The organism is Puniceicoccus vermicola, from assembly GCF_014230055.1.
Lineage (GTDB): Bacteria > Verrucomicrobiota > Verrucomicrobiia > Opitutales > Puniceicoccaceae > Puniceicoccus > Puniceicoccus vermicola.
Window position 1 is genome coordinate 39,760 of the sequence record NZ_JACHVA010000127.1, and the last position, 24,926, is coordinate 64,685.

The window sequence follows — 24,926 nt, forward strand, 5'->3', positions numbered from 1 at the left end:
TTGGTTAGATCGAGAGGTTCGGAGGAGGTATCTGACCTCAAGTGCATCTCGGCGGGATTTACTCTCGTCGAGATGCTTCTTGTTCTCGCGGTGCTGGCGACCCTCGCGGCAATCCTCATTCCCGCAGTAGGTAGCGTTCGCTCCCACGCTCTCCTTGCCGAATGTTCGTCCAATCAAAGACAGATCGGCCTGGCGCTAAAACTATACGCAAATGACAACAAGGGCATCTATCCGCCCTCGACCCATTCGACTGGCCCTTTCCGCCGAGACCGAAGCTGGATCTTTGCTCTCAATCAGTATTTCACCAACAAAATTGATGAGATCCGCGTCTGTCCGGTCGACCCTCCCGAACGACAAAAGCAAGTTCTCGACCGTGGAGCGACCAGCTATGTCCTGAACGATCTCGTCTTCGACGACCCTCAATACCATGTACAACATTGGATTCCCGAACCCTCTAGAACGCTCCTCCTTTTTATACTCAGCGAAGATCGCCCACCGAGCCTGACCAATGATCACATCCATGGCGGGGAATGGACAAACTGGTATGCAGCCCTAAACGACATCGAACCGGATCGGCACCGCAGTGGGAAACGATCAGCCGACCGTACGAAAGGTTCCGCACCCTACCTTTTCGCGGATGGCCATGTCGAAGTAATCGAAGCCGCCGATTTCAAAAGCCGATTCGATCGGGGCGAGAACCCCGCAGAAGTTCCGTTCTGATCCCCCGAAGATGCTCTCAGGGCGACCTTGCATTTTATGGAATTCTGACAATGGTATCCCTTGTTATCTCGATATGGGTCAATCTACGGACAATCTCAAAAAGGCAGTAACGGAGCGCCTCCAATCAAGTTCGCTACGAATCACCAAGAAGCGGCGGCGAATCCTTGAGGCTCTTCTGAACTTTGACCGCCCCGAAACGGCGGTTGAAATCCGCGAAGGTGCCAGCCTTCCCGAATCCGATCTCGTCACGGTTTACCGCACCATGGAGGCCTTCGAATCGATCGGCATCCTTCAAAAAGTTCCTCTCGAAAACGGCGGACACTTGTTTGAGCTGATCGTGCCTGGCGACCATCACCACCATTTCGTCTGCCGGGAATGCCACAAGGCGGAGCGACTCGAAATGTGCCTCTTCACTGAGCTCGAGAAACGGGCCAAAACGCTCGGCTTCGCCAAGGTCGCTCACGTCATGGAAGTTTACGGGCTCTGCCCGAAGTGCCAATAAGTATCCGCACAACTCTTCGTTCCCGATTGACTTTAGTCATTCGGCCGACACGCCCACAGCCTCGCGCTCAACGGAAGCATCTCCGCGACGCGAAAGCCTCCCGAACTTCTCGCAAGGTTTCATACGCAGGAATCGCACGACTCAAGTCATGCGAGAACCCGGTGCACAACTCTTCGTTCCCGATTGACTTTAGTCATTCGGCCGACACGCCCACAGCCTCACGCTCAACGGAAGCATCTCCGCGCCGCGAAAACCCTCTCGAACTTCTCGCAAGGTTCCATACGCAGGAATCGCACGACTAAAGTCATGCGAGAAAGATCATGCGCGAACGAGGGGCTATTGAGGAATTTCTTTGGGAATTCGTTGAAACGGATACTCTCTCCCCTCGGGCACCAATCCGGCTTTCACCGGATTCATGCGGAAATACTCCACCCATCTTTGGTATTCGGAGGGACCCCGTATCCAACGGTCATACCCATTCTTCTGCCAAAATCGGCCTTGCCGCGTCAGTTTTTGGTTTAGAGCAATGGCAGTCTTTTGTTTAAAATGATTCCACCTCTTGAAGAAATGATCTGCATTCGCGCACGAAAAAGGATCCGTCAGCAGATGTAGATGATTGGGCATGATCACCCATCCCGCAAAGGCGAGCCCATCTCGCTGATACTTTTCGAGGAGGATCTGGAGTTCTTCGGCCACCTCCGCTTGCCGAAGCGGGGCAAACCCCTCCGCACGATCCAAATAGGATTCGAGAATCGCGAAGTGTTTCCGGCGTTGAGCTTCCGCCGCCTCCGATTGGGGTTCAAGAGCGCTCAAGGTCTCAGCAATTTCGTTCATTTGGCCTAAAGCCGCCTCTGGGAGAGAACCTTCACACCGAAAAGTGACCGAATAGCATCCGAAATCGACCACCCAGTGAGGCAACCCCCGAAAAGCAATCTCGACTAGAGAACCATGCCAAGGACTGACCGTGCTCCTAAAATGAACTCTCCTCATAGAAAGGTCGAATTCAAATTGGGTGAAGTAGAATGGTGCCTCCCAAGCGAAAACTCTTCGTTCCCGATTGACTTCAGTCATTCGGTCGACACGCCCACAACCTCGCACTCACCGGAAGCATCTCCGCGCCACAAAAGCCTCCCGAACTTCTCCCGAGGTTTCATTCGCAGGGATCGCACGACTCAAGTCATGCGAGAACGCGGGACACAACTCTTCGTTCCCGATTGACTTCAGTCATTCGGTCGACACGCCCACAGCCTCGCGCCCATCGGAAGTATCTCCGCGCCACATAAGCCTCCCGAACTTCTCGCGAGGTTTCGTTCGCAGGGATCTCTCAACTCGAGTGATATGAGGACGGGAGAGGAATCGCTCTTTGAAAAACGATTCCCCGAAAAAATTGATTCGATTCCCCATCCGCATTTCGCGTAGAGTGAAGGATTTAAGACCGAGAATGAGCACGGAAACACGGACATCCTCTTCAACAGACGGCGAATCTCCCATCAAGCCCACGGACTTGCGGGGGATCCTAAAGTATGTGCCCATGTTCCGCGGTCAGACCTTTATCATCTCCGTCGATGGCAGCGTCGTCGCCCACGAGGGTTTCCGCAATCTCCTCATGGACTTGGCGGTTTTCCGGAGCCTGAATATTCGGGTGGTCTTGGTTCACGGCGTCGGTCAACAGATCCGTTCCCTTGGCGAAAAACGGGGCGTCCCGATTCTCGACGCCTACGGCTCCGGCCCCACAAACGAGGAGGTGCTTCAGCTGGCGATCGAATCATCCGGTGACGTCAGCACCCGGATTCTCTCCCAGTTCACCGAGTTGGGCGTCAGCTGCGCGATCCCGAATGCCATCCGGGCCACCGAGCGGGGCATCATCCGCGGAGAAGATTTTCTTTTCACCGGTAAGGTCGAGAAAGTCGACGCCCCGGTCCTTGAGGATTTGCTTTCGGCGGGCATCACTCCGCTGGTCAGCCCTGTCGCGGCGAACCGGAGTGGACAGATCCTGCGGGTCAATTCAGACGCGATCGCTGCCGAGATCGCTGCCGAACTCAAAGCCTCGAAGTTGATTTTCCTCACCTCTCATCCGGGGCTTCCAGTCAATGGGCAATCTCTGCTCAACGTTCCTGCGGAAGATCTCCGGAGAACGATGGCGGACAATCCTTCGGCGATCCCGGCCGAGCTTCTCTCGAAAGTGGAATCATCGCTCAGCGCTCTCGCTAAGGGAACTCCGCGAGCCCACATCCTCGACGGACGCATCTTCGGAGCCCTTCTCACCGAGGTTTTCGATAAGGTGGGATTGGGGACGATGATTCACAGCAACGAGTATGATCAGATTCGTCCGGCGCGTCCTTCGGACCTTCATTCCCTCTACAACCTTATTCGCAATGCGGCCTCCAGTGATGCTGTCCGCGAGCGCTCCTTCGAATCCATTCAGGAGAGTTTGAGCGATTTCTTCCTCTACGAAATTGATGGTAGTCTCGTGGCCTGCGCCGCGCTCATCCCCTATCCGAAAGAAAACGTGGCTGAGGTCGGTAGTGTTTTCGTCCAACCCTTCTATCAGGGTCGGGGCGTCGGGTTGAAGATGATCCACTACGCCGAACGGGAAGCCTTCGCCAAAGGATTCGACAAGCTCTTTGCCTTGAGCACCCAAACCTTTTCTTTTTTTCGGGAGGTCTGCCACTTCAGTGAAGCAACGCTGGAAGATCTGCCACAGGCCCGCCAAGAAATCCTTTTACACTCTGGACGACGATCAAAGATCCTCATGAAAGACCTAAAATCTTCGGGGACACCGTCTTGAGCTCCCCCACTTCATCCATGTACATAACGGACCTCAACCGCGCCGGTGGTATCGGCGCCAATAGCCTTTTCGTTGAAATCGGGCCCTTCCGGGTTCTCGTCGACGCTGGCATGCATCCCAAAGCGGTCGGCCGGGAGGCCATGCCCCGCTTCGAGCTGCTCGACGATGTCGCCCTCGATCTGATCATCCTCACCCACTGTCACCTGGATCACCTCGGAAGCCTTCCGGTGGTAGCCCGTGAACATCCGGGCGCGGAGATTTGGATGTCCCGTGAATCCGCCGTACTCGCTCCCCGCATGATGCGGAATTCCGTGCGGGTCATGAGCCGCCAACGCGAAGAAGCGGACATCCCGGAATACCCTCTTTTTACCGACGGAGAGGTCAAGGCGCTGGAGGAGCGGTTCACACCGATTCCGATCGGGCACACCAGTCAACTCCATGTCAATGGCCAGGTGCTCGAGGTCGAATTCTATCACGCGGGCCACGTGCCTGGCGCGGTCAGTGTCCTCCTCCGCCACGGGAAGGAGTCGATCATGCTTTCGGGGGACGTGCTGTTCACCGACCAACACATTCTGCCGGGCGCCTCGCGAGACATTCCGAAAAACGTCAACGCTCTGGTTCTCGAAACCACCCGCGGCGGAACCAGCCGCGAACCGGGGCAAAGCCGCGACGAGGAGATTGAGCGCCTGGTCGATACCATTGCCGATACCATCTCCCAAGGCGGTTCGGTTCTACTCCCGGTGTTCGCTCTCGGCCGCATGCAGGAGATTCTCAGCATCCTCCACGAAGGATTTCAGGAAAAGCTCATCCCCGAGTGCCCCGTCTACACCTCCGGCCTCGGGATGGATCTGGCCAATTATTTCGACTATCTCTCGAAAAAGAATAGTCCTCTTCGCTTCCGCAAACGGATCCTCAAAGACCTCAATGTCCGCAGGATGCCCCGTGACATTTTCCCGGGAAAGAATCCTCCTGGCCCGGCCATCTATGTCGCCAGTAGCGGAATGATGGTCGCCAACACTCCCTCCTATCGACTCGCGGCTGCCATGATCGGCGAGCCTTCCAATGCCATTTGTTTCGTGGGCTATTGCGATCCGGACGCCCACGGCTACAAGGTCCTGAGCTCCAAGCCCGGCGACTCCATCCTCTTCGAGACACTCGATTACCGAGCCACCTCCCGCGCCAACATTGAGCGCTTTGACCTGAGCAGCCATGCCGACCGCGAGGAGCTCCTCGACTACGCCATCGCCATGAACCCGGGCACCGTCATTCTCAGCCACGGCGACCCCGACGCCCGCGGATGGTTTGAGGAGGAATTGTACGCCAGTGTCCTCGACAGCCGCATCATCGATCCCGAACCCCTGAAGCGGGTTCATTGCTAGAATTTCATGACCCAGGAACCCAGCTCTTCCCCTTCCTTATCCTCCGACTTCCTCTCCGGCGTCGCCGGGGTTGTCGAGAACCACGGTGAACGCCCCTCCTGGGACGAGTATTTCATGGCGACCGCCTTTCTCATCGCCAGCCGGTCCGCCTGCGGACGCCTCCATGTCGGCTCCGTCCTCGTCTCCGCCGGAGAACATCCCAACCGGATCATTGCCGCCGGCTACAACGGATTCCTCCCCGGCTCTCCGCACCTCTCCCGCGTCCGTGAAGGACACGAGCAGGGCACCGTCCACGCTGAGCAAAATGCCATCGCCGATGCCGCCCGCCGCGGGATCTCCGTCGAAGGAGCTACCGCCTACATAACCCACTTCCCCTGCATCCAGTGCGCAAAGATCCTCGCCGCCGCCGGCATCCGGATGATCAAATATTACCATAATTACCGGAATGATCCGATGGTGGTGGAAATTCTTGAAGAGTCCGGTATCGTACTTGAAAGTCTACTCACTGATGGAAAGCTCACCTAGATTCCAGGCTCTGTCCGGTCTCTCCGGTTCGCTCCTCGTCGCCCACCCAACGTTGCAGGATCCGAACTTCGAGAAAACGGTCATTCTCCTGCCTATGCACTCTGACGAAGGCGGTGCCCTCGGCGTGATTCTGAATCGCCCCACCGGCCAAACCTTGGGGGAAAAGTATCCCGATCAGGCCTTCGACAAACTCGCCAACATCCGCATTTTTGAAGGCGGCCCCGTCGATCACAGCCAACTCATTCTTACGGCTTGGAAATGGGATGCGAACGAGAATTCCCACAAGATGTTTTTCGGGATCTCCAGCGAGCACGCACTGAACCTCATCGAAAGTGGTGAAGACGTGACCGTGCGCGCCTACCTCGGCTACGCGGGTTGGAGCGCCGGGCAACTCGAGGCAGAGCTCGAAGCTCACGCCTGGATCACCAAGCCCATCGTCACCGAGGTCCTCGACCAGGAAGAAGGCACAGAACTCTGGGACCAGCTCGCCGAAGACGCAGAGGCCGCTCCACCGCCTACCCCCAATCCAGTCGATTCCATCGATCCTGAAGGCTCACTCCCTCCGCCTCCGGAGGATCTGGACTTCAACTGACGATCAGTCGCGGGATTCTCTGGCCACATTCGCCAGAAGGGTGCGGAAAGGCTCTCCGTCCACATCTCCTTCTAATAAAGTCGCGCAAGTAATACCGAATTTAGGAAGTTTTGATAGTTATGACGGGATGAGAAATGAGCCTGAGCGAGGCGGCCCAATTGGAGGCGGGTCTCCGACCCGTGCCATTTGGGCTAACGCTGCTCAGGCGCATTGCCCGCCCGTCCCAGGGGGATGCGCCCAGAATCGAAGGTCGCGGCGTTGCAGGAATCGAAGCGTATCTCGATACGAATCCGATCCCTGCGCCTTGCGCTGCTTCGATTCTGCGCTGCACCATAACCGTCAAAACTTACTAAATTCAGTATAAGGCATCTGCCGGAGCGCCGAATACATTCTGCCCCGATGGAGCGGTTCCGAACGAATCGCGCATTTTCAGATCTTCCGGCAACTGAACCGAGTAGATCGGATCACACGCCCCCCAATCCAAGACCCTCGCCCCAGCTTCCTAGTCAACGTGGAAACTGCACAAGAATTTGCCCCCACCCCGAATTTCGACGATTTTCTACCCATGATTCAAAAACACCCCTCCAATCCAGTTCTCACTGCCGATCAAGTCCCCTACGAAGCCAGCTGCGTTTTCAACGCCGGAGTCGCCAAGATTGGCGACGAGTACATCATGATTTTCCGAAATGACTTCGATTACCTTGGCAAGGCAGCCTTCGCGGGAACATCTCTCGGCCTGGCTCGCAGCGCCGATGGAATCGACTGGAAGGTCGAGCCCGAGCCGATCCTTACCAACGAACAGGCGCGCGAATATTTCAAGGATTCCCATGAAGCCCGCTTCGGCCTTGAAGAGGTCCGCCGAGTCTATGACCCCCGCATCACCGTCATTGACGGCGAGATTTATCTGTGCACGGCAATGGATACCCCCCACGGTGTTCTCGGAGCAGTCCTGAAAACTCCGGACTTCCGCTCATTCGAGCTTCTCAGTCTGACGACTCCCGACAACCGCAACATGGTCCTCTTTCCAGAGAAGATCAATGGGCTCTACTACCGACTCGAACGTCCTTTCCCCATCTACGGTCGGGGCCAGCCCGAAGCCTTTGAAATCTGGTCCTCTGCCTCGCCTGACCTCCGCTACTGGGGGGACACCCGCCTCGTTCTCGGCAGCGAAGAAGTTCCTTTCAGCAACTGCAAGATCGGACCGGCCGCTCCTCCCATTCGTACTGATGCGGGCTGGCTGACGACCATTCATGCCGTCAAGAAGGACACCGACAACCCACTCAAGGCTTGGGGAGGACAGAATTGGACGAAGACTTACTACGGGGGCTTGATGCTCCTCGACTTGGAGATTCCGCAAAAGGTGATCGGGCTCGCTTCCGAACCTCTCCTGGTCCCCGATACTTCCTACGAAATTGATGGATTCCGCGGGAGCGTAATCTTCCCTGGTGGAATGATCCTCGAGGATAATGGAGAAGTGAAAATCTACTACGGAGCCTCGGACACCTTCGTCGCCCTCGCCACCGCCCCCGTTGAAGAGCTCGTTGCCCTCTGCAAACCGTTCCCAGCCTGAGGCGGAGAAGCCCGCCCCCACAGCATTTCCCAACGATCCAGGCCCCGGGCAATCGCTCGGGGCCTTTTCCTGCCTTGTCCTCAGGAAAATAATTCCCCATTCTGCGCAACGTGGAAAGCAAACCAGTCACTCTGCGGGACATCGCTCGTGAAGCGGGATGCTCTCACAGCACAGTCTCCCTCGCTCTGCGCAACCACCCACGGATTCCCGAAAAGACCCGCCTCGCGATCCAGTCTTTGGCGGCGAAGATGGGGTACACCACCAACCCTTATGTCCAGTCTCTCCTCAGTCAGGTACGGCGCGGGAAGGTACGTCCTCAGCAAGCGGGCCTCGCTCTGGTCTCCAATTACGAGAAACCCGAGCAATGGCGTCAGATGCCCAACAACCGACTTGCCGTCCTCGGCGCCTTTCAACGGGCCGCTGAATTAGGATACAGCCTCGAGGAATTTTCCCTACGCTCCGAGGGCATGAACTTTGACCGACTGCGACGAATCCTTCTCGCCCGGGGAATTCGCGGAGTCCTCATCGCCCCAACTCCAGAGGACCGCCTGGACCTCTCCATGAATATCGACCCATTCGCCGTCGTAAGTATGGGTCAGAGTCTCCTCAATCGAGAGATCTCCATGGTCTCCCACTATCATGGCCATTCAATGAGAACTTTGATCGAGGAGCTGGAGGCACGGGGCTATCAAAAAATCGGCTGCTCCATCGATTCGGGAATCAATCAACGCATCGAGGAAGCCTGGTCCGCCCAATACTTTCAATATCAGTCAAAATTGCCCCGAACGGATCAGATCCCGATCAACCTCCGACCGCCCGACTGCTCTTCAGAAGATTTTCGATCCTACCTGAAGAAGAACCGTCTCGATGCCATCATCACCGATCAGGACAACTATTACGAAGAGCTCCCGGAAAATTTGCTTCAAAGACCCGACCTTTTTGGATTCGGCTGCTTAGCCATCCATCCGGACAAAACGACCATCGGCGGGATTCGCCAGAACAACCAGATGGCCGGATTCCGCTCGGTCGAGCTTCTGGTGCAGCTCATCAACAACGGAGTCTTCGGGGTCCCCGACTCTCCCCAAACCGTATTCACCCCGGGACAATGGGAAGAAGGAAAAACGCTGCGACCACGAGTAGTCGATCCGTGAATACTTTGGCGCCAATGAGGTTAAATCCCCGCTCAAAACAAAACTCCCCTCCTGCGATGAGACATAGCCTTACACACAAGCCTATGGCTCTGGACGGTCTCGAAAACGCAAGAACATGGGAGCGCGTAATTCATTTTAGGCATACTCCGACAGGACAATTCGAAGATTTTACAGGAAAACGTTAGCCTAGGAATTTGTGTGTAAGGATATGCCCTGTAGCAGGGGAGGAGTCTTTCTGCAATTTTCTGACTCCCCTCCTACGAGTAGGAGCTGGTGGGTAGGTTTCATCCATCCTACCGGCCCTCTAAAATCAGTCCAATCCCCACGCATACTCCCCCATCCGCCCCATGGAAGTAAGACACGAATTGGGATCGCCAAAGCCCCAACCTCAAGATTAAACTCATTTTTAACAAGCCACTTCTCTTATGAATAATATCCCTTCCCGCACTCTCTCGCTCAGCCTCCTCTCTCTCGCCTTCATCATGCTCTCCGGCTGTGCCGCTGCGGTAATGACCAGCGCCAAGACGGTCAAAGGCTCCGAAAGCAACAACGTCATCATCGTCGAAAAGACCGAACCGATCACCGCAATTCGCGAGGTCACGGTCGACACCTCCGGTCTGAATAAGGACGACGCAGAGAAACAGAAAGATATCGCGGACCGAGTCACCTCTCTCCTCATCAGCAACCTCGAAAAGAAGAGCCTCTACCAGCCGAAAAATGAGGAGGCCTTCACCCTCACGGTCACCGTCCGCAACATGAAGCAGGACGTTAACGAGCGCGCCGTGTACGCGATCGTCAATATCCTCAACGCAGAGAAAGAGGCTATCTTCTCCTTTGCTTCCGTGGAGACTTCGGAAGGCCTCCGCACGATCAACTACATCGAGGAAACCTTTGCCGAGTCGGCCGTCGCGGAGATTGCCAAGCCCGTTCCGGCACCTGCACAGTAGCATCGCCTAGCGGGGAGGACTCCCCATCCTGCCCGGTTCCGTTTCTGGTGGAGCTCCCCCCCTTTCCTCTCTTCGGCTATCCACTGGCATCGGTGACAAGATTGTCACCCACTCCTCTCGGTCAGAATTCCCCTCTGCCCACTGCAGAATCCGCCAACTTCGGCCCAGACCCAACACCTGTTTGTTTTGATCGAAAAAAAGAAGGATTGCCCCCTTCCCCCTCCTGTCTCTTTGTGGGTACGTTCGCTCTCCTCCGGATGAGCTTCGAATTTACAAACGAAATCGAATTTACAAACGAAAGAACGAAAAACATGGCAATCAATCACGACATCCTCTCAACAGCTGCCACCCAAGCCCGCGGCCTCGCGATCGACGCAGTCGCCGCCTGCAATTCCGGGCACCTTGGCCTTCCCCTCGGCGCCGCCGACATGGGATCCTACCTTTTCAGCGATGGCCTGTCCTTCAATCCATCTGAGCCTCGTTGGCTCAACCGCGACCGTTTTGTTCTCTCCGCTGGTCACGGAAGCATGTTCCTCTATTCTTGGCTTCACCTGAGCGGCTACGACCTCTCGATCGAGGAAGTGAAGAACTTCCGCCAGATGGGCAGCATCACTCCGGGTCACCCGGAATTCCACGAAACTCCCGGCGTAGAGTGCACAACCGGCCCTCTCGGTCAGGGCGTGGGCAACTCGGTAGGTCTCGCGATCTCCGGGAAAATGGCCGCCGCCAAATACAACACGGATGAGCACAAGATCTTTGGTCACAACGTTGTCTGCCTCGCAGGTGACGGCTGCCTCCAAGAAGGGATTTCCTCCGAAGCCTCCGCTCTTGCGGGTCACCTCGGTCTGGACAACTTCATCCTCCTTTACGATGACAACCGCGTCACCCTCGACGCCATGGCTGCCGAAACCCAAAGCGAAGATACCGCTGCGCGCTACGCCGCTTACGGTTTCGACGTTTACAAGGTCGACGGTCACGACACCCAAGCTTTTGCCGCCACCTTGGAAGAGGCGAAAGCCGACAAGAACGGTCATCCGAAGTTCATTCTCTGCCGCACCTTGATCGGTAAGGGCATCTCCGAAGTCGAAGGCACCTCGAAAGGTCACGGCGAAGGCGGTGCCAAGTTTGCCGCTGAATCTCGCAAGAAGCTCGGCCTCCCCGATGAAACCTTCTATGTTTCTGATGAGGTGCAGAAGTTCTTCGCTGAGAAGAAAGCCGAGAAAATCGCCGCTTACGAAGAATGGGAAAAGACTTTCACCGCGTGGAAGTCCGCCAACCCCGAGCTCGCCGCTGAACTCGAAACAGCCGTGGCCAAGGATTTCCCAAGCGCCGAAGAATTGATGGACTCGATTCCCGAGTTCGACACCGAAAAAGCCGTCGCCACTCGCGCTTCCGGAGGCAAGATCCTCAACGCACTCGCCGCCAAGGTTCCGAATCTCATCAGTGGGAGCGCCGACCTTCATGGCTCGACCAAGAACTACCTAGACGATCTCGGAGACTTCAGCGCCGAAAATCATTCCGGCCGCAACCTTCGCTTCGGAATCCGCGAGCATGCCATGGGAGCCATCGTCAACGGTCTCGCCTACGATGGTCTCTTCCTGGCCAGTGGCGCGACCTTCGCCACCTTTGCCGACTACATGCGCCCATCAGTACGCCTCTCGGCACTCTCCGGTCTTCACAACTTCAACATCTGGACCCACGACAGCATCGGTGTGGGCGAAGACGGCCCAACCCACCAACCGGTGGAAATCAACGCCGCTCTCCGCGCCATCCCGAATCTCGACGTTCTCCGTCCTGGCGATGCCGAGGAAGCTGTGGGAGCCCTGACCTCCGCAGTCTGCCGCAACGATGGACCTTCCGGTCTAATCTTCAGCCGCCAGAACCTTCCCGCTTTGGCCGCCGACAAGGACGTCAAGCGCAAGGGCACTCTCAAAGGTGGCTACATCCTCAAGAAGGAAGAAGGCGATCTCGACACCATCATTCTCGCCAGCGGCAGTGAAGTGCAGCACGCAATGGCCGCTGCTGAAGAGCTCGGTGCCGGAGTCCGCGTCGTCTCCATGCCCTGCATGGAAATCTTTGACCGCCAAGACGAATCCTACCGCGAAGAAGTGCTTCCTTCCTCCTGCCGCAAACGCGTTTCCATCGAAGCCGGAGTTTCGCAACCCTGGTACAAGTATGTTGGACTCGACGGCAAGATCGTCGGAATCGACCGCTTTGGAATCAGCGCCCCCGGCGACGAGGTCATGGAAAAACTGGGCATGACCGCCGCCAACGTGGTCGCTACGGTCAAGTCCCTCTAATCTCCGATGAGCGACGAGCAACCACTGGGGCCAACGGGAGTCATCCTTCGTGATCTCCCCTCCCCCTACGTCCCTCACGCCTGCGGTCTTCTCCACTTGCCCCGTTTTCTGGCCAAGTGCGAGAAGCACCTGAACGGCGGTCTTCCGAAGTCTTATCAGCGGAACTTCCGCAAGGGCTTCGACGGCTTCCTTTGCCTCCACTTGGAGATCGATCCCGACGATGTCGTCGAGATCGTCCGCTCCAGTGAGAATGAGGCAGATCGGGACAGTAAGCTGGCAGAACTATTCCCCGACGACCTCAAGGTCCACGTCTGGAACCGCAAGGTTGTGCAAATGGGAATGAGCGAAATGGGCCGGGAACGGTTGGAAGAGGTCAAAGCCGATATGGGCATCTCCGATCGCACCGACATCCTCTCCTTTGCCGATATGATCGATATCGATGAAGGGCGTATTCCCGGATACGATCCAAGCAAAGCTCCCAGCAAAGCCTAAAAACCGCAAAACCAGTAGGATCCGGCCAGCCGGATTTCACGATTTCTTGAGAAAACCACCTCGACCTGAGGTGGTTTTCTCATTTTTGGAGCACTGAAATCCCCGGCGGATTTGATGAACCCCGGATTCGATGATACTGTAAGGGTCCAACCCCAGACGGAGAACCTCACTGCTCCTTTCTCAATCTGCCGCAGTGGAACGGCCCCGTCTGATCCCCCGCAATTTTGAAATTAAAAAAAGGAGATTCTCATGAAAGTGGACCCACAAACCGTCGTAAACTCCAACCAAGTCCGCCTCAAAAATGTTCACGGGCAGGACATTCCCGCTCTCGGTTTCGGAACCTATGAGCTCGAAGGAGATACCTGCCGCCGCGCCGTTGACGCAGCCCTCGGCACCGGCTACCGCCATATCGACACCGCGCGTATGTATGAAAATGAGGAAGAGGTAGGCCGCGCCATCGCAGAATCCCGCATCGACCGGGACGACCTCTTCGTCACCAGTAAAATCTGGCGGGATGACCTCGACACTGAAGGAGTTGATCGGGAGATCAAAACCAGCCTCAAGCTCCTGAATCTCGATTATCTGGATCTCTATCTCATCCACTGGCCCAATCCCGAATATCCTCTGGAAGAAACCCTCGAAGCGCTCATGAAGCATCGCGAGAAAGGTTTAGTCCGCCACATCGGAGTGAGTAACTTCCCACCCAACCTCTTCCGGCAAGCCATCTCCCTCGCCCCGATCTTTTGCAATCAGGTTGAGTACCACCCATTCCTCCGCCAGGGCGAGAACATCCACATCGCCCGTGCTCATGACGCTCTAGTCACCGCCTACTCCCCCTTGGCGCAGGGAAAAGTCTCCGGCTGCGAAGCCATCGAAAGCATCGCCCAGAAACACGGGAAGAACGCCCAGCAGGTCACCCTCCGCTGGCTCCTCGAGCAGAACTCCGTAGCAGCCATCCCCCGCTCCTCCACACCCGAGCACATCGCCAACAACTTCGAGGTCTTCGACTTCCAACTCGACGACGGAGACCGCGCCCAGATCGCCAGCTTGGAAAAGGGCCAGAGAATCGTAGACCCAGATTTCGCCCCCGATTGGGACAACGGCTAAGAATATCCCTCGCCACGAAATCGGTTATACGCCAAAAGCCAAAGTAGTGAGAGCTTCCAGCTCTCTCAAGCGCAACGGAAGAAAACGAGTAGCAACCACTCAAAGAACACGCTCAAAACAAAGGAAATCCAGACCACGGATTTGAATCCGCCCGATGGAATCGAACAATTGACGGGTCTCATCTTCTAAAGGCCGCCATTAAACCGGCTCTCCAACAACCCTCAAAACACTAAAGTAGTGAGAGCTTCCAGCTCTCTCGCCGCGCCCAGGCGAGCGGAAAAGTCCTCCCAGCGACTCTCCGCCACAAGCTTCCGCCCCACCAAAGAATGGCGCAACCGCCAGAATTTCCTTTCCCCTCGACTTTTCGGAGTCGGAGCAAATATCATTGCTGAAGTTTTTAAAACTTACTCATCTTCTGAAAATTAGGAGCACCCAAAATCTCCCGATAATGAAAACGGACCCCGACTCGTCGACCGCCACTGGGCTTAGTGCTGAGAATGAGTTTTCCAAGAAAATGAAATCTAAGCCCATCCTAGCTCTTTCGCACATCATCATCGCAGCAATCGCTTTCGGGGCTGGTTTCTTTTCGGGAAAAAGTGAAATGCCAGAGAACATTCATTTCGTGGACGATGGGCTTTTCTACGAAGGAAATGTTTTATTCGATAAAAACGCTGATCCCGAAAAGATTTACGAAATATACCGATATATCACAGTTCAGCACCTGCTAGTCGATGGAAAGATCGTTGGGCTACCATTGGAGGAAATCGGAGAGATAAGTGCCACCATTCCACGAAATGAAGATGGAGTTGGGATTGAGAAATTGAAGGTCATTGGCCCGAACCTGGCCATCGCGACGACTGGGGAAATCAATGGGCGACACACTAAATACGAACTGAAAAAAGAGGATGAGTCTTGGTCAATCGTTTCAGAAGACGCTGCCTTTTTGATTCATTGAAAAGACAAAATAACTCAAAGCTTGGGAAAGCTCCCTAAAGGACGAACCTCAGCTCCAGACTTCAACAGAAAAAATGATCCGCGCAGCTCAAATACTGAATTTAGTGCTCTGCAACACCTCGTTTCTGATTGCAGCACTGACGTCTTTAGCATGGTTCTTGCGTCTCCGAGAGTATCCTAATGTGCTACCCAATAGTCATCCACCCTACTCGATGCGCTCCAATTTCTTCCCCGAAAGCGCCATTTTAGTCACGATTATTCTCATCTCATTTACGACCGGCACAATCCTCTTGCTCCGAAGATTATCTTGGAGGAAAAGGCTAAACAAATTATGCTGAGAATGATCGACGAACCATTCAGAGGAGCCAATTCCAAGTAGCGCTCCAACGCCATTCACGATACTTCCTACACGCTTACCGAATAGAATTTGAAAAAAGAAGAACTGAAATACGAAGCAAAGATTACTGGCTATACATTTCTGGCCAGTGTCTTGTTCTTCCCAAGCCTCTTTTGGTTTCTGATTTCAGAAACACCAGAATATATCGACCCATATCCCGAATGGATAACAGAATTCTACGGATGTCTTTTTCGCCCGAGCATAGAATGTATAGGCGCATGGATCATACTGCTTGTCCCTGCATCTGCGCTTCAGATTATTAGGACGATTATTTTCTACTGGGAAGATCCTCAAAAACTAAAGGAAGTTTTTCGAGTATATCGACCCATTCGAAAATCAAATCCAAGAGGCAATCAAGCCACGGCCAACGAGGCAAATGATGCATAGATCCAAACGCGGCGATCAATCTATATTCACCGCCAGGTATTCCCAAAACTCAGAACGATTCAGCCTCGAGGACTGAATGATCCTGCTCCACTTTCGTCAATGAGAATGAAAAAACACCCAACAGCAGCCTCCGCACTTCTAGCATTTATCGCAGTGGTCACGAATTGGCATTGGTCACGAACAACCGAACACGAGTTTAACGATATGAGCTCCACCACCTCCGTCACGATCGACGGACCTGCTGTGACCGCTTTTGTGTATACGATCCTCTCGATTCTTATGGTTTGGTCGATATATCGAACGATGCGAAGATGCTTGGACAAAGGGATACACGTCCCATCCTTTAAACGTATGTTTCGATTCGGCGATCTTTGGCCGACGCTTCTAGCACTACCGCTCCTTGTTCAGATTAGGTCCTTCATGACGATTACAGAGAAGGAGGAGATGGTTTCACACTACGCGCGAGGCTATGGATCTGACTCCTCGTCTTATTTATTGATGATAACCGTCTTCTGCATCATCTTTATTCACATTCGAGCAGGTTGGTCACGCTGCGCTGAGCCAATCCAAGCAGGACCCAAGCGCTGGCAACGAGGACCATCACTGCGTCCCTTAGAGTCATAATTGGATAGTAATCTGGTCATTTCAACTCAGCCAATCGTGCAAATACCCGCCAACTCACCGTGCATTTTGCATGGCTCTTTTTAGCAGACATTGCTTGTTAAACGAGGAAACACGGGCAATTATAGCGGGTAATGAAAAAGCTTCCCGGTCGTCTTTCCCGCTACGCGGATCTCGCTAATTTTTTCTGGTGGCACGCGCGTCCGGCCATCAACCACAGCGATCCGCTTTCCGAGATCAATACAGACCCGGAGAAACACAAGGAACAAGCGGAGGCCTTCGCCGAGAGCTTGGAATCGATGGGGCCGACCTATGTAAAATTCGGCCAGTTGCTCTCGACCCGCAGCGACATTCTCTCCGGGCCTTACGTCAAGGCCTTGGAGCGCTTGCAGGACGGCGTGGAGGAGCTGCCCTATGAAACGATCGAAGAAGTCTTTCAGGAGGAACTTGAGGTTTCCATCTCGAAGGTGTTTGCAGAATTCGATAAAACCCCGATCGCATCCGCCTCGCTGGGCCAGACGCACCGGGCAAAGACCCGTGAAGGTCAGGAGGTTGTGGTCAAAGTACAGCGCCCGGGCATCCGCAAACAGATCGTGGAGGACTTGGACACCCTCGAGTCGTTGGCGGGCTTTGTCGATGAACATTCGGAAGTGGGCCAGCGCTATCGGTTTTCCGATATGGTCGATCAGTTCCGCCAAAGCCTACTGGACGAGCTCAATTACAACCTGGAGGCCAAAAACCTCCTCCAGTTGGCGGAGGATATAAAGAAGTTCAAAGGCCTCTGCGTTCCGGCCCCTCACCTCTCCTTCTGCTCGGAGCGGGTCCTGACGATGGAACACATATCCGGCCAAAAGATCACGGACACCTCCGGAGTCAAGTTGACCGAATTGGATGGCTCTTTTCTGGTCGATCAGCTGCTGCAGGCCTTTTTGGAACAATTTCTGGTCACTGGCTTCTTCCACGCGGATCCGCACCCGGGCAATCTGTTTCTCACCGAAGACGACAAAATCGCTTTCATCGACCTCGGCATGGTGGGCCGCCTGAGCGGCCAGATGTGCGAACAGCTCTTCGACCTCTTCTCCGGAATATGCGACAACGAAAGTGAGCGGGTGGTTGAAGTCATCATGCACATCGGCCTGCAGGAGAACCACACCGTTGATCGCCAGCGTCTCAACTCGGAAGTCGCCGTACTCGTCTCGCGCTCGCAGAATGTTTCCGTCAAGGAACTGCAGTTTGGAACGGTGGTGATGCGTATCGTCGATATGTGCACCCAGCACGGAATCATCTTGCCCCGTGAAATTACCATGGTGGGCAAGGTTTTGCTGAACCTCGACCGTGTCGGAATCACCCTCGCACCGGACTTCAATCCCTCCGAGAGCATCCGTAATCACCTCAGCAAGATCGCGACCAAGCGTTCGCTGGACGCCCTCAAGCCCGGAGACCTTCTTTCGGCCCTGAAGCAGATGAAGGAGTTGGTGCAGCGTTCCCCCAAACGAATCAACGACATACTCGACAACCTGGCGGACAACAAATTCCGCATCGACGTGGATGCAGTTGATGAAACTGCGCTGATTCAAGGATTCCAGAAGATTGCCAACCGCATCACCATGGGAGTCATTGTCGCCTCCATGGTCATTGCCGCCGCCCTTATCATGAATATCGACTCAAACTTCCAGATCTTCGGTTATTCAGGTTTCGCCATGATCCTCTTCTCCGTTGCTGCCATTTTCGGGGCATTTGTGGTCGTAGGCATCCTCCGAAACGATCGATGAGCCCCCAGAGGGGCTAAGACGAGAAACCAGAGCCCTGACCTCACCTTCGCCCCCAGCCAGACAGACGGTCTCGAACCGCATCCGGCAGGAGATTTAAGAACACCCCTAAATTAAGTCACGGCGACAATTCCGACAACTGGCAAAAGCCAAAGTAGTGATAGCTTCCAGCTCTCTCAAGCGCTTGGGCAGAAAACGAAGAAAATACTAAACGAGAACACGCTTGGGAAAAGGCAGCCCGGACAGCAGTGGATAAAAAATGAAAGTAATTCGAATCATCCTCGGAATTATCCTTCCTCCCATCATAGGATCCTTATTCATCCTCGTCGCTGTCGCTTCCGAGTCTCTGAAGAAACATACCGGAATCGGGGAGATCTTTAGGGGAGCCATTCCAGGATATCTTTTCTACCTGACCTATGCATTTCCCATGATGCTTCTTCCGAGTATTATCTACTCTTTCGTCATGGAATTCGTCGGAAGTAAAATCAAAGAGAGGAAAATCCTTTTTTTACTCCTCTCCACTCTCATGGGCCTCGGAGCTGCACTTTTCAAATTCGGAACAGCCGAATACAAATTTATTTTTGCGGGGCTACTCACCGGCCTAACGGTTGGAGCCATTCTCCAAAAAATCCACGATAAAGAGAGATCGAACTGTTCGGCCTAGGAAAACCCAATAGGAGAAGTCATCCCGAAACCGCCGACAACTGGCAAATGCCAAAGTAGTGAGAGCTTCCAGCTCTCTCAAGCGTCTGGGCTGACCAGAGAGAAAGGGAAATCAAACTCCGCCCTCCGCGTTCCCTCACGCTCTCTCGGTGGATCGTCGCCCAAATCTCCCACTCAGGTTGCTACCTGCATTGGTGATATCGTCGGGAAAGGCCCTTCTGTTGAATAATGGCCAGCTCACAAGCTGGGAACAACCATTACCAATACAGATTTCCCGAACCGAATTCACCAACTTCGCTATCGTATAATCCGCGAAGATGCTCTAATTTTGGCCAATCAATTGAAGCCTTTATGCCAGTATTTCATTCGATCTCATCTATTATTGTCTGCATCATTTTTGCTTTTCCGGCGGCGCCTACTCATGCAGAAGAGCCGAGGGTATTGGTATCCGTTGATCAATACGATGTCCTAGAATTGGAAAATTCACGAACGGTAACCCTCCGGCTCCTGGTTCATTTCCCGATTGAGTTCAGAGGATTTTCTCTACTTGTTGATACGAAATCAGAGAATCAATCCGATCTCAGAAGCCGCTTCCCGATTGGGAGCCTTTACACAGCAAGTCTTTCAGATTCGATTATGGATTCATTCGATAGTAATATCAGGAATCGGAGTGCAATCAAAAGATACGATGAAAATGGCGTAGAACCAGAAAGACGGTCGTTAGGAATCGAAATTCCCAGAGAAAATTTTTCCAATATTCAGCTAAATCCATTTACACCTACCATTTTCAAGTCTGACCAGCAAAGCCCGAAGCCATAGGCTCTATGGTAATTTCACCTTTGAAGGTGTTCCGCATTCAGGAATGAAGTGAAAACAAAAGTCACAATCCTCGTTCTATTGCTGACGTTGCCAGTTAGGCTTTTTCTCGTTCTTTTAGCCATCTCCTCTCGGATATATCGGTCCATTCACCCCATTCACTTGGATTGGAAACTCAATCTTGCTACCAATCCTATCTTTTCAGCTCGCGAAACGACTGAAGAGTGGGAAGATTCGAATAACAAAACCTCGATTTTCATTCCTTCCAGCAGAAATGCGATCCGCCAAGACGGGAATCGAAGCTTCCAGGGGAACAGCATGATAGGCAGGATCTTTGCAGACCGAAAAGAATCGTCGAACAAATCGAGTTAGATCATGTGAACCAGCTGCACCTCTTACCTCATCGCTCGGCACAACGATCAACGAAACATCCCATGAAAGAATCAGGCCTAAATTCATCGATCATCGCCTACAAGAAGCAACTCGACATCGGCGAAATTCAGGTTGCCTACACACAGTTGGTAAAGTTCGTAATGGCGCTGAAAACTCGATTTTCAAACACATTGAGTGATCAGTTTTCCTTCGGCGGGATTTTTCAGGGCTACATGGACTATACCTACTTTTACTTTGCCAATGACGATTGCCGGAAAAGGAAATTGAAGTTTGGTCTAGTCCTGAACCATGAAGAGATTCGGTTCGAAATCTGGCTTCTCGGCCAAACCAAGCCGGTCCAGGAGCACTATTGGAATCTACTGAAATCGACAAAATGGATTCAAGGAGAGACAATCCCAAAGTATTCTATTTTCGAGCACATTTTGATCGAGAATCCGGACTTCGACGACCTCTCCACATTGAGAGAAACGATCGAACAGAGGACAGTCAAAACTACGGATAAAATCCTCGCGTCACTGAATCAGATTGAAGCAGTGGAAACGCCGGAATAGAAGCATTCCAAACGAGAACTGTTTCCTAGCTCGACGGCTACTAAGCCTCTCACAATCCCATGATCTTGACCGCTAAACACAAATGAAAAAAATATTTCTATCTTCTTCTTTCGCCGATGTAACCGATCTATTTCTCAAATTCACTGAGGAAAAACAGGAGGGCAAAAGAGTCACATTTATTCCAACGGCAAGCCTTGTCGAAGATGTCACCTTTTACGTCGAGGCGGGGAAGGCGGCCCTCGAAAAGATGAGCCTAACCGTTGATGAGCTGGAGATCTCAACCGCAACAATTCAAGAAATAGAAAGTAAGCTTCAAAACAATGACTACATCTATATCACGGGTGGGAATACTTTTTTTCTACTTCAAGAGCTGCGAAGAACCGGCGCAGGTAGAATCATAACCGAACAAATCAATTCGGGTAAAATCTATATTGGAGAATCTGCAGGATCCATTGTTCTTTCTCCAAATATTGAATATATCAAAGACATGGACGACTTCACCGCCGCGCCAAAGATAGAATCTTTTTCATCACTGGGTGCAGTGGAATTTTACCCTGTTCCTCACCATACGAACTTTCCTTTCAAAGAAGCCGCTGAGCGGATAATTTCTACTTATGGCGGAAAATTAGATCTCTGCCCGATTCGCAATAATCAGGCAATTATCGTAAACGGAGATAAATTCGAGGTATGGGACAGCGACGCCCAGCAAGCGTAGACTGTATTGATCGTAAGCTATAACTTATGGATCCATTTTCATTTTGCCATCAGGCGCTACGCAAAAACTCCGTTCATCGATTTCGATAAGCGACTTATACCGAATTTAGGAAGTTTTGATAGTTATGGCGGAATGGGAAATGAGTCTGAGCAAGGCGGCCCAATTGGAGGCGGGTCTGCGACCCGTGCCATTTGGGCTAACGCTGCTCAGGCTCATTTCCCGTCCGTCCCAAGGGGATGCGCCCAGAATCGAAGGTCGCGGCGTTGCAGGGATTGGAGCGTATCTCGATACGAACCCGATCCCTGCGCCTTGCGCTGCTTCGATTCTGCGCTGCACCATAACAGCCAAACCTTACTAAATTCGGTATTACAGCTCTGATGATGAGTGCGAGGAGCGCAAGATTTCTCAGCAGCGGCAGTTCTACATTCTTTGCATCTTTTGCGATCCCATTCGGAGGCAACTCTGGCCTTCTACTCAACTCACTGAAGAGAAAGCAAATCTTGACCGCCCCATCGGCGACCCGGATTCAAACCAGCCCTTAGATCAACGAGGGCCCGCTTTGGATCCAGGAGAAGTGGGCCCCCTTCTTCAACCCATCGGTAAGAAGTTCCTTTGCCGAATGAACCGACTGAATCAGGGAATCCCCACGCCCGAGAAAGCCCGCAATCGCGCTACTCAGAACGCAACCCGTCCCCCGAAGATTCTCTGTTTCGATTCGAGGACTCGCAAAATTGGTTTCAGTTCCGTCCGGCATCAAGAGCCAGTCCTCGGAGGTCTGCCCGTCTTCGTGTCCACCCTTCAGGAGAACGGCCTGCCCGATCCCCTTCGCAAGTATTCGGCACGATTCAATTCGACCCTTGCGAACATCCTCCGCTGAAAGCACCCAGAGTTCATCGGAATTCGGAGTCGTCACGGTTGCACGCGGCATCAATCGTTCCCTCACCACTGCGACTCCTTCCTCCTCCAGTAGCCGGCTACCGCTGGTAGAAACGAGGACCGGGTCCAGAACATAGGGGATCGAAGGAAAGTCCTCCAAGACTTCGGCTACCGCTCCCGCGATCGACCCAGTCGCCAACATCCCACTTTTGATCGTAGCAACCGGAAAGGTCTCAAGGAGACGTCTCAGTTGCTTTGCGACAAATTCCGCAGAGGCGGGCTCGACGCGCTCCACCCCCGAAGGCGTTTGAAGGGTCACCGCAGTGACGACGTTCAGGGGAAAGCCCCCGCTCGCGAGAATCGCCCTGTTGTCAGCCTGCATGCCCGCGCAACCGGAACTGTCCGATCCGGAAATCGTGAGAATGTAAGGTGGGTGGTTCATGCAAACGGGTTACGCACCCTACTCATTCCACTCCAGCACTTTCACATCCCGAAATCCAAACTGATTGCGCAAGAGATTCGACCCGCGAACGCTCCGCAATCCTCCGGAGCAGAATACACAGGTCGGGACGCTGGGATCCAACCCGATTTCCTTCCAGTTCAAGCCACCTTCTTCAATCTGGATCAGCGGCAGCGAAACCGCTCCTTTGATTTCTCCGAGAACCCGTTCGCCCAAATCGCGAACATCGATGACCTGAAAAGCACCACTCCGGATCCCGGATTCAATCTCGGCCTGTCCCATCGCGATTCGTTCGATTTCTTCAGTCCGGGTTGTGCTGATCGCCTCTTCTTCCTGCATATGAACCCGATCGATCTGCTCGGGATCGCGTTCGAAGCGGATCATTTGCTGGGTCATCTCCAGCGCATCGAAGATGAGCAGTTTCCCGATCAAAGGCGTTCCGATCCCCGTGAGGACCTTGATGGCTTCAGTCGCCTGAAAGGCTCCGATGATCCCCGGCAAAACGCCTAACACCCCATTCTCCGCACAATTGAGAGCATCTCCGGCTTCCGGAGGTTCGGGGAATAGACATCGGTAGGTCGGTCCCCCTTCGCAGTTCAGAACGCTCACCTGCCCTTGAAATGAATGAAGCGCGCCGAAGATCCACGGTTTCCCCGTCAAGACACAGGCATCGTTGATCACATACCGGGTGGAAAAATTATCGGTCCCATCGACGACCAGGTCATACTCTTCGATAAAATCAATCGCGCTCTCCGCATCAAGGCGAACGGGATATGCATGGCAGGTAATGTCCCCATTCATCGCCCGCAACCGATCGGCGGCCACCTCAGCCTTCAACCGGCCCAAGTCTTCATCCGTAAAGAGCACTTGGCGCTGCAGATTGGAGCGCGTGACCTTGTCGTCGTCGACAATCCCGATGGTCCCCACTCCGGCAGCGACCAAATACTGAAGAGCTGGACAGCCCAATCCCCCGGCCCCCACCATGAGGACTCGGGATTTCTTCAATCGAAGCTGAGCCTCCCGCCCAAATCCGGGCAGGCTTAAATGTCTTTGATAACGTAGGGTTTCTTTCGGAGATAATACGGTCATGCGTGCGCGAGATGACCAGAAGCCGTAGAGGAAAATCCGTCGTATGTCGAATCCCAGTCTTTCCAAACGACTTCATACCCTCCACTGCGCAGCATCTCCGCCACCACCTCCGGACTCCGCTCGTCGGAAATCTCGAACTGCTCCAGAGTCTGCGGATCGACCGAGTATCCCCCCGGATTCGTCTTCGATCCGGCGCTCATGGCCGTAATTCCGAGCCGATGCACATGATCCCGGAAGTGCTCAGACTCACGGGTTGAGAGAGAGAGCTCCACTTCGGGACTCAGGAGCCGACAGGCACAAATCAATTGCACCAAGTCACGATCCGTCATGACGGATTTCGGCGTCACCTCACCTTCGTGCGGACGGATCCGCGGGAATGAGAGGCTGTAGCGGGACTTCCAGTAGGTCCTTTCCAGATACCGCAGGTGGGCGGCGACGAAAAAGGAATCGACCCTCCACTCATCAAGTCCGTAAAGCGCTCCCAGACCGATCTTCTTAATTCCAGCCCGACCCAGTCGATCCGGAGTCTCGAGACGGTATGCAAAATCCTTCTTTTTTCCCGACAGGTGATGCTCCGCGTAGGTCTCCCGGTTGTAGGTCTCCTGGTAGACCAAAACGGCGCTCAGCCCGGAAGGGATCAAGGCTTCGTACGCATCCTGGTCGAGGGGCTGAACTTCCATCGAGATACTGGCGAATTTTTTCCTCGCCAGTGCGAAGGCCCTTTGCAAATACGGCACCCCGACTTTCCGGTTCGCCTCTCCGGTAACGAAAAGCACATGGTCCATTCCCATGCTTTTGATCGCGTCCAGCTCCACCTCAATCTCGGCGTCATTCAGGACTTTGCGGGGAATTCGGTTCGTTGCACTAAAACCACAGTAGGTGCAGACGTTGCTGCAGACGTTGGACAAATACAACGGCGCGTACATTTGCTGCGTGAATCCAAAACGCTCCACCGTTCGTTCATGACTGAGGGCCGCCATGCGTTCCAGAAACGGGGCCGCAGCCGGAGAGATCAGCGCCTCAAAATCGCCCAGGGTCAATCGCCCGGTTGGCCGGGACAGGGCCCGCTCGACGTCGTCCGAGGTCTTACTGTAAATGGAACCGGAGACCCGATCCCACGAAAATTGTTCCCAGTGTTGAAGAAAGCTCATGTCGTTCCCTT

The 24,926-nt window shown here is 53.9% G+C and carries 24 protein-coding genes; 20 read left to right on the forward strand and 4 right to left on the reverse strand.

Going from position 1 to position 24,926, the window contains the following annotated elements; all coding sequences use genetic code 11:
- The gene (locus tag H5P30_RS17005; protein ID WP_281388092.1) at positions 1–720 is read left to right on the forward strand and encodes a type II secretion system protein; all 720 of its coding nucleotides are present in this window, start codon (positions 1–3) and stop codon (positions 718–720) included.
- A 73-nt stretch (positions 721–793) separates the two neighbouring features.
- Positions 794–1,222, forward strand: a complete 429-nt coding sequence (locus H5P30_RS17010) for a Fur family transcriptional regulator (RefSeq protein ID WP_185694113.1) — start codon at positions 794–796, stop codon at positions 1,220–1,222.
- Between the two features lie 336 nt (positions 1,223–1,558).
- On the opposite strand, the gene H5P30_RS17015 is transcribed toward H5P30_RS17010, so the two are convergent.
- Entirely contained in the window at positions 1,559–2,056 is a 498-nt protein-coding gene (locus H5P30_RS17015; RefSeq protein ID WP_185694114.1) for a transposase, read from the reverse strand.
- A 607-nt stretch (positions 2,057–2,663) separates the two neighbouring features.
- Here H5P30_RS17015 and argA point away from each other — a divergent pair.
- From argA to H5P30_RS17105, 18 genes are all read left to right on the forward strand, one after another.
- Positions 2,664–4,010 (forward strand): amino-acid N-acetyltransferase, encoded by a 1,347-nt coding sequence (gene argA / locus H5P30_RS17020; RefSeq protein ID WP_185694115.1) that lies wholly within the window; start codon positions 2,664–2,666, stop codon positions 4,008–4,010.
- 17 nt (positions 4,011–4,027) lie between these two features.
- Positions 4,028–5,389 (forward strand): MBL fold metallo-hydrolase, encoded by a 1,362-nt coding sequence (locus tag H5P30_RS17025; RefSeq protein ID WP_185694116.1) that lies wholly within the window; start codon positions 4,028–4,030, stop codon positions 5,387–5,389.
- A gap of 6 nt (positions 5,390–5,395) precedes the next feature.
- Positions 5,396–5,914 (forward strand): deoxycytidylate deaminase, encoded by a 519-nt coding sequence (locus H5P30_RS17030; RefSeq protein ID WP_185694117.1) that lies wholly within the window; start codon positions 5,396–5,398, stop codon positions 5,912–5,914.
- Entirely contained in the window at positions 5,898–6,506 is a 609-nt protein-coding gene (locus H5P30_RS17035; protein ID WP_185694118.1) for a YqgE/AlgH family protein, read from the forward strand. Before H5P30_RS17030 ends, H5P30_RS17035 begins: the two co-directional genes overlap by 17 nt.
- A 134-nt stretch (positions 6,507–6,640) precedes the next feature.
- Positions 6,641–6,859: a hypothetical protein gene (locus tag H5P30_RS17040; RefSeq protein WP_185694119.1), complete on the forward strand. Its 219-nt coding sequence runs from the start codon at positions 6,641–6,643 to the stop codon at positions 6,857–6,859.
- Positions 6,860–7,071: 212 nt separating this feature from the next.
- Positions 7,072–8,076: a glycoside hydrolase family 130 protein gene (locus H5P30_RS17045; protein ID WP_185694120.1), complete on the forward strand. Its 1,005-nt coding sequence runs from the start codon at positions 7,072–7,074 to the stop codon at positions 8,074–8,076.
- Positions 8,077–8,186: 110 nt separating this feature from the next.
- Entirely contained in the window at positions 8,187–9,227 is a 1,041-nt protein-coding gene (locus H5P30_RS17050; RefSeq protein ID WP_185694121.1) for a LacI family DNA-binding transcriptional regulator, read from the forward strand.
- A 425-nt stretch (positions 9,228–9,652) separates the two neighbouring features.
- A complete protein-coding gene (locus tag H5P30_RS17055) occupies positions 9,653–10,174 on the forward strand; it encodes a hypothetical protein (RefSeq protein ID WP_185694122.1) in 522 nt (173 codons plus the stop codon).
- Between the two features lie 311 nt (positions 10,175–10,485).
- Complete coding sequence (gene tkt / locus H5P30_RS17060) at positions 10,486–12,474, forward strand: transketolase (RefSeq protein WP_185694123.1); 1,989 nt, start codon at positions 10,486–10,488, stop codon at positions 12,472–12,474.
- Between the two features lie 6 nt (positions 12,475–12,480).
- On the forward strand, positions 12,481–12,966 hold the full coding sequence (locus tag H5P30_RS17065; protein ID WP_185694124.1) for a DUF5069 domain-containing protein: 486 nt from the start codon (positions 12,481–12,483) through the stop codon (positions 12,964–12,966).
- Positions 12,967–13,215: 249 nt separating this feature from the next.
- On the forward strand, positions 13,216–14,073 hold the full coding sequence (locus H5P30_RS17070) for an aldo/keto reductase (protein WP_185694125.1): 858 nt from the start codon (positions 13,216–13,218) through the stop codon (positions 14,071–14,073).
- A 385-nt stretch (positions 14,074–14,458) separates the two neighbouring features.
- Positions 14,459–15,028: a hypothetical protein gene (locus H5P30_RS17075; RefSeq protein WP_185694126.1), complete on the forward strand. Its 570-nt coding sequence runs from the start codon at positions 14,459–14,461 to the stop codon at positions 15,026–15,028.
- Between the two features lie 426 nt (positions 15,029–15,454).
- The gene (locus H5P30_RS17080) at positions 15,455–15,811 is read left to right on the forward strand and encodes a hypothetical protein (protein ID WP_185694127.1); all 357 of its coding nucleotides are present in this window, start codon (positions 15,455–15,457) and stop codon (positions 15,809–15,811) included.
- A 755-nt stretch (positions 15,812–16,566) separates the two neighbouring features.
- Positions 16,567–18,204: an ABC1 kinase family protein gene (locus H5P30_RS17085; protein WP_185694128.1), complete on the forward strand. Its 1,638-nt coding sequence runs from the start codon at positions 16,567–16,569 to the stop codon at positions 18,202–18,204.
- Positions 18,205–18,460: 256 nt separating this feature from the next.
- On the forward strand, positions 18,461–18,865 hold the full coding sequence (locus H5P30_RS17090; RefSeq protein WP_185694129.1) for a hypothetical protein: 405 nt from the start codon (positions 18,461–18,463) through the stop codon (positions 18,863–18,865).
- Between the two features lie 1,249 nt (positions 18,866–20,114).
- The gene (locus tag H5P30_RS17095) at positions 20,115–20,624 is read left to right on the forward strand and encodes a DUF7000 family protein (protein WP_185694130.1); all 510 of its coding nucleotides are present in this window, start codon (positions 20,115–20,117) and stop codon (positions 20,622–20,624) included.
- An 82-nt stretch (positions 20,625–20,706) separates the two neighbouring features.
- Positions 20,707–21,339 carry a peptidase E gene (locus H5P30_RS17100; protein WP_185694131.1) on the forward strand — a complete coding sequence of 211 codons (633 nt, stop codon included), beginning with the start codon at positions 20,707–20,709 and terminating at the stop codon, positions 21,337–21,339.
- Positions 21,340–21,463: 124 nt separating this feature from the next.
- Positions 21,464–21,697, forward strand: coding sequence for a hypothetical protein (locus H5P30_RS17105; protein ID WP_185694132.1), 234 nt, complete (start codon positions 21,464–21,466; stop codon positions 21,695–21,697).
- Positions 21,698–21,877: 180 nt separating this feature from the next.
- Here the strand turns inward: H5P30_RS17105 and thiD are convergent, their stop codons facing one another.
- From thiD to thiH, 3 genes are read right to left on the reverse strand one after another with little or no spacing between them, the layout of a single operon-like run.
- On the reverse strand, positions 21,878–22,657 hold the full coding sequence (thiD, locus tag H5P30_RS17110; RefSeq protein ID WP_185694133.1) for a bifunctional hydroxymethylpyrimidine kinase/phosphomethylpyrimidine kinase: 780 nt from the start codon (positions 22,655–22,657) through the stop codon (positions 21,878–21,880).
- 18 nt (positions 22,658–22,675) lie between these two features.
- The gene (gene moeB / locus H5P30_RS17115; RefSeq protein ID WP_185694134.1) at positions 22,676–23,764 is read right to left on the reverse strand and encodes a HesA/MoeB/ThiF family protein; all 1,089 of its coding nucleotides are present in this window, start codon (positions 23,762–23,764) and stop codon (positions 22,676–22,678) included.
- On the reverse strand, positions 23,761–24,915 hold the full coding sequence (thiH, locus tag H5P30_RS17120) for a 2-iminoacetate synthase ThiH (RefSeq protein WP_185694135.1): 1,155 nt from the start codon (positions 24,913–24,915) through the stop codon (positions 23,761–23,763). Before thiH ends, moeB begins: the two co-directional genes overlap by 4 nt.
- Between the last annotated feature and the right edge of the window lie 11 nt (positions 24,916–24,926).

Excerpts from the sequence above, each read along its gene's own strand:
- H5P30_RS17085 (WP_185694128.1), top strand. The coding sequence starts at position 16,567 with ATGAAAAAGCTTCCCGGTCGTCTTTCCCGCTACGCGGATCTCGCTAAT.
- H5P30_RS17025 (WP_185694116.1), top strand. The coding sequence starts at position 4,028 with ATGTACATAACGGACCTCAACCGCGCCGGTGGTATCGGCGCCAATAGC.
- moeB (WP_185694134.1), bottom strand. The coding sequence starts at position 23,764 with ATGACCGTATTATCTCCGAAAGAAACCCTACGTTATCAAAGACATTTA.
- H5P30_RS17090 (WP_185694129.1), top strand. The coding sequence starts at position 18,461 with ATGAAAGTAATTCGAATCATCCTCGGAATTATCCTTCCTCCCATCATA.
- H5P30_RS17040 (WP_185694119.1), top strand. The coding sequence starts at position 6,641 with ATGAGCCTGAGCGAGGCGGCCCAATTGGAGGCGGGTCTCCGACCCGTG.
- H5P30_RS17070 (WP_185694125.1), top strand. The coding sequence starts at position 13,216 with ATGAAAGTGGACCCACAAACCGTCGTAAACTCCAACCAAGTCCGCCTC.
- argA (WP_185694115.1), top strand. The coding sequence starts at position 2,664 with ATGAGCACGGAAACACGGACATCCTCTTCAACAGACGGCGAATCTCCC.
- H5P30_RS17030 (WP_185694117.1), top strand. The coding sequence starts at position 5,396 with ATGACCCAGGAACCCAGCTCTTCCCCTTCCTTATCCTCCGACTTCCTC.
- H5P30_RS17010 (WP_185694113.1), top strand. The coding sequence starts at position 794 with ATGGGTCAATCTACGGACAATCTCAAAAAGGCAGTAACGGAGCGCCTC.
- H5P30_RS17065 (WP_185694124.1), top strand. The coding sequence starts at position 12,481 with ATGAGCGACGAGCAACCACTGGGGCCAACGGGAGTCATCCTTCGTGAT.
- H5P30_RS17055 (WP_185694122.1), top strand. The coding sequence starts at position 9,653 with ATGAATAATATCCCTTCCCGCACTCTCTCGCTCAGCCTCCTCTCTCTC.
- tkt (WP_185694123.1), top strand. The coding sequence starts at position 10,486 with ATGGCAATCAATCACGACATCCTCTCAACAGCTGCCACCCAAGCCCGC.
- H5P30_RS17015 (WP_185694114.1), bottom strand. The coding sequence starts at position 2,056 with ATGAACGAAATTGCTGAGACCTTGAGCGCTCTTGAACCCCAATCGGAG.
- H5P30_RS17035 (WP_185694118.1), top strand. The coding sequence starts at position 5,898 with ATGGAAAGCTCACCTAGATTCCAGGCTCTGTCCGGTCTCTCCGGTTCG.
- H5P30_RS17105 (WP_185694132.1), top strand. The coding sequence starts at position 21,464 with ATGGCGGAATGGGAAATGAGTCTGAGCAAGGCGGCCCAATTGGAGGCG.
- H5P30_RS17100 (WP_185694131.1), top strand. The coding sequence starts at position 20,707 with ATGAAAAAAATATTTCTATCTTCTTCTTTCGCCGATGTAACCGATCTA.
- H5P30_RS17095 (WP_185694130.1), top strand. The coding sequence starts at position 20,115 with ATGAAAGAATCAGGCCTAAATTCATCGATCATCGCCTACAAGAAGCAA.
- thiD (WP_185694133.1), bottom strand. The coding sequence starts at position 22,657 with ATGAACCACCCACCTTACATTCTCACGATTTCCGGATCGGACAGTTCC.
- H5P30_RS17045 (WP_185694120.1), top strand. The coding sequence starts at position 7,072 with ATGATTCAAAAACACCCCTCCAATCCAGTTCTCACTGCCGATCAAGTC.
- thiH (WP_185694135.1), bottom strand. The coding sequence starts at position 24,915 with ATGAGCTTTCTTCAACACTGGGAACAATTTTCGTGGGATCGGGTCTCC.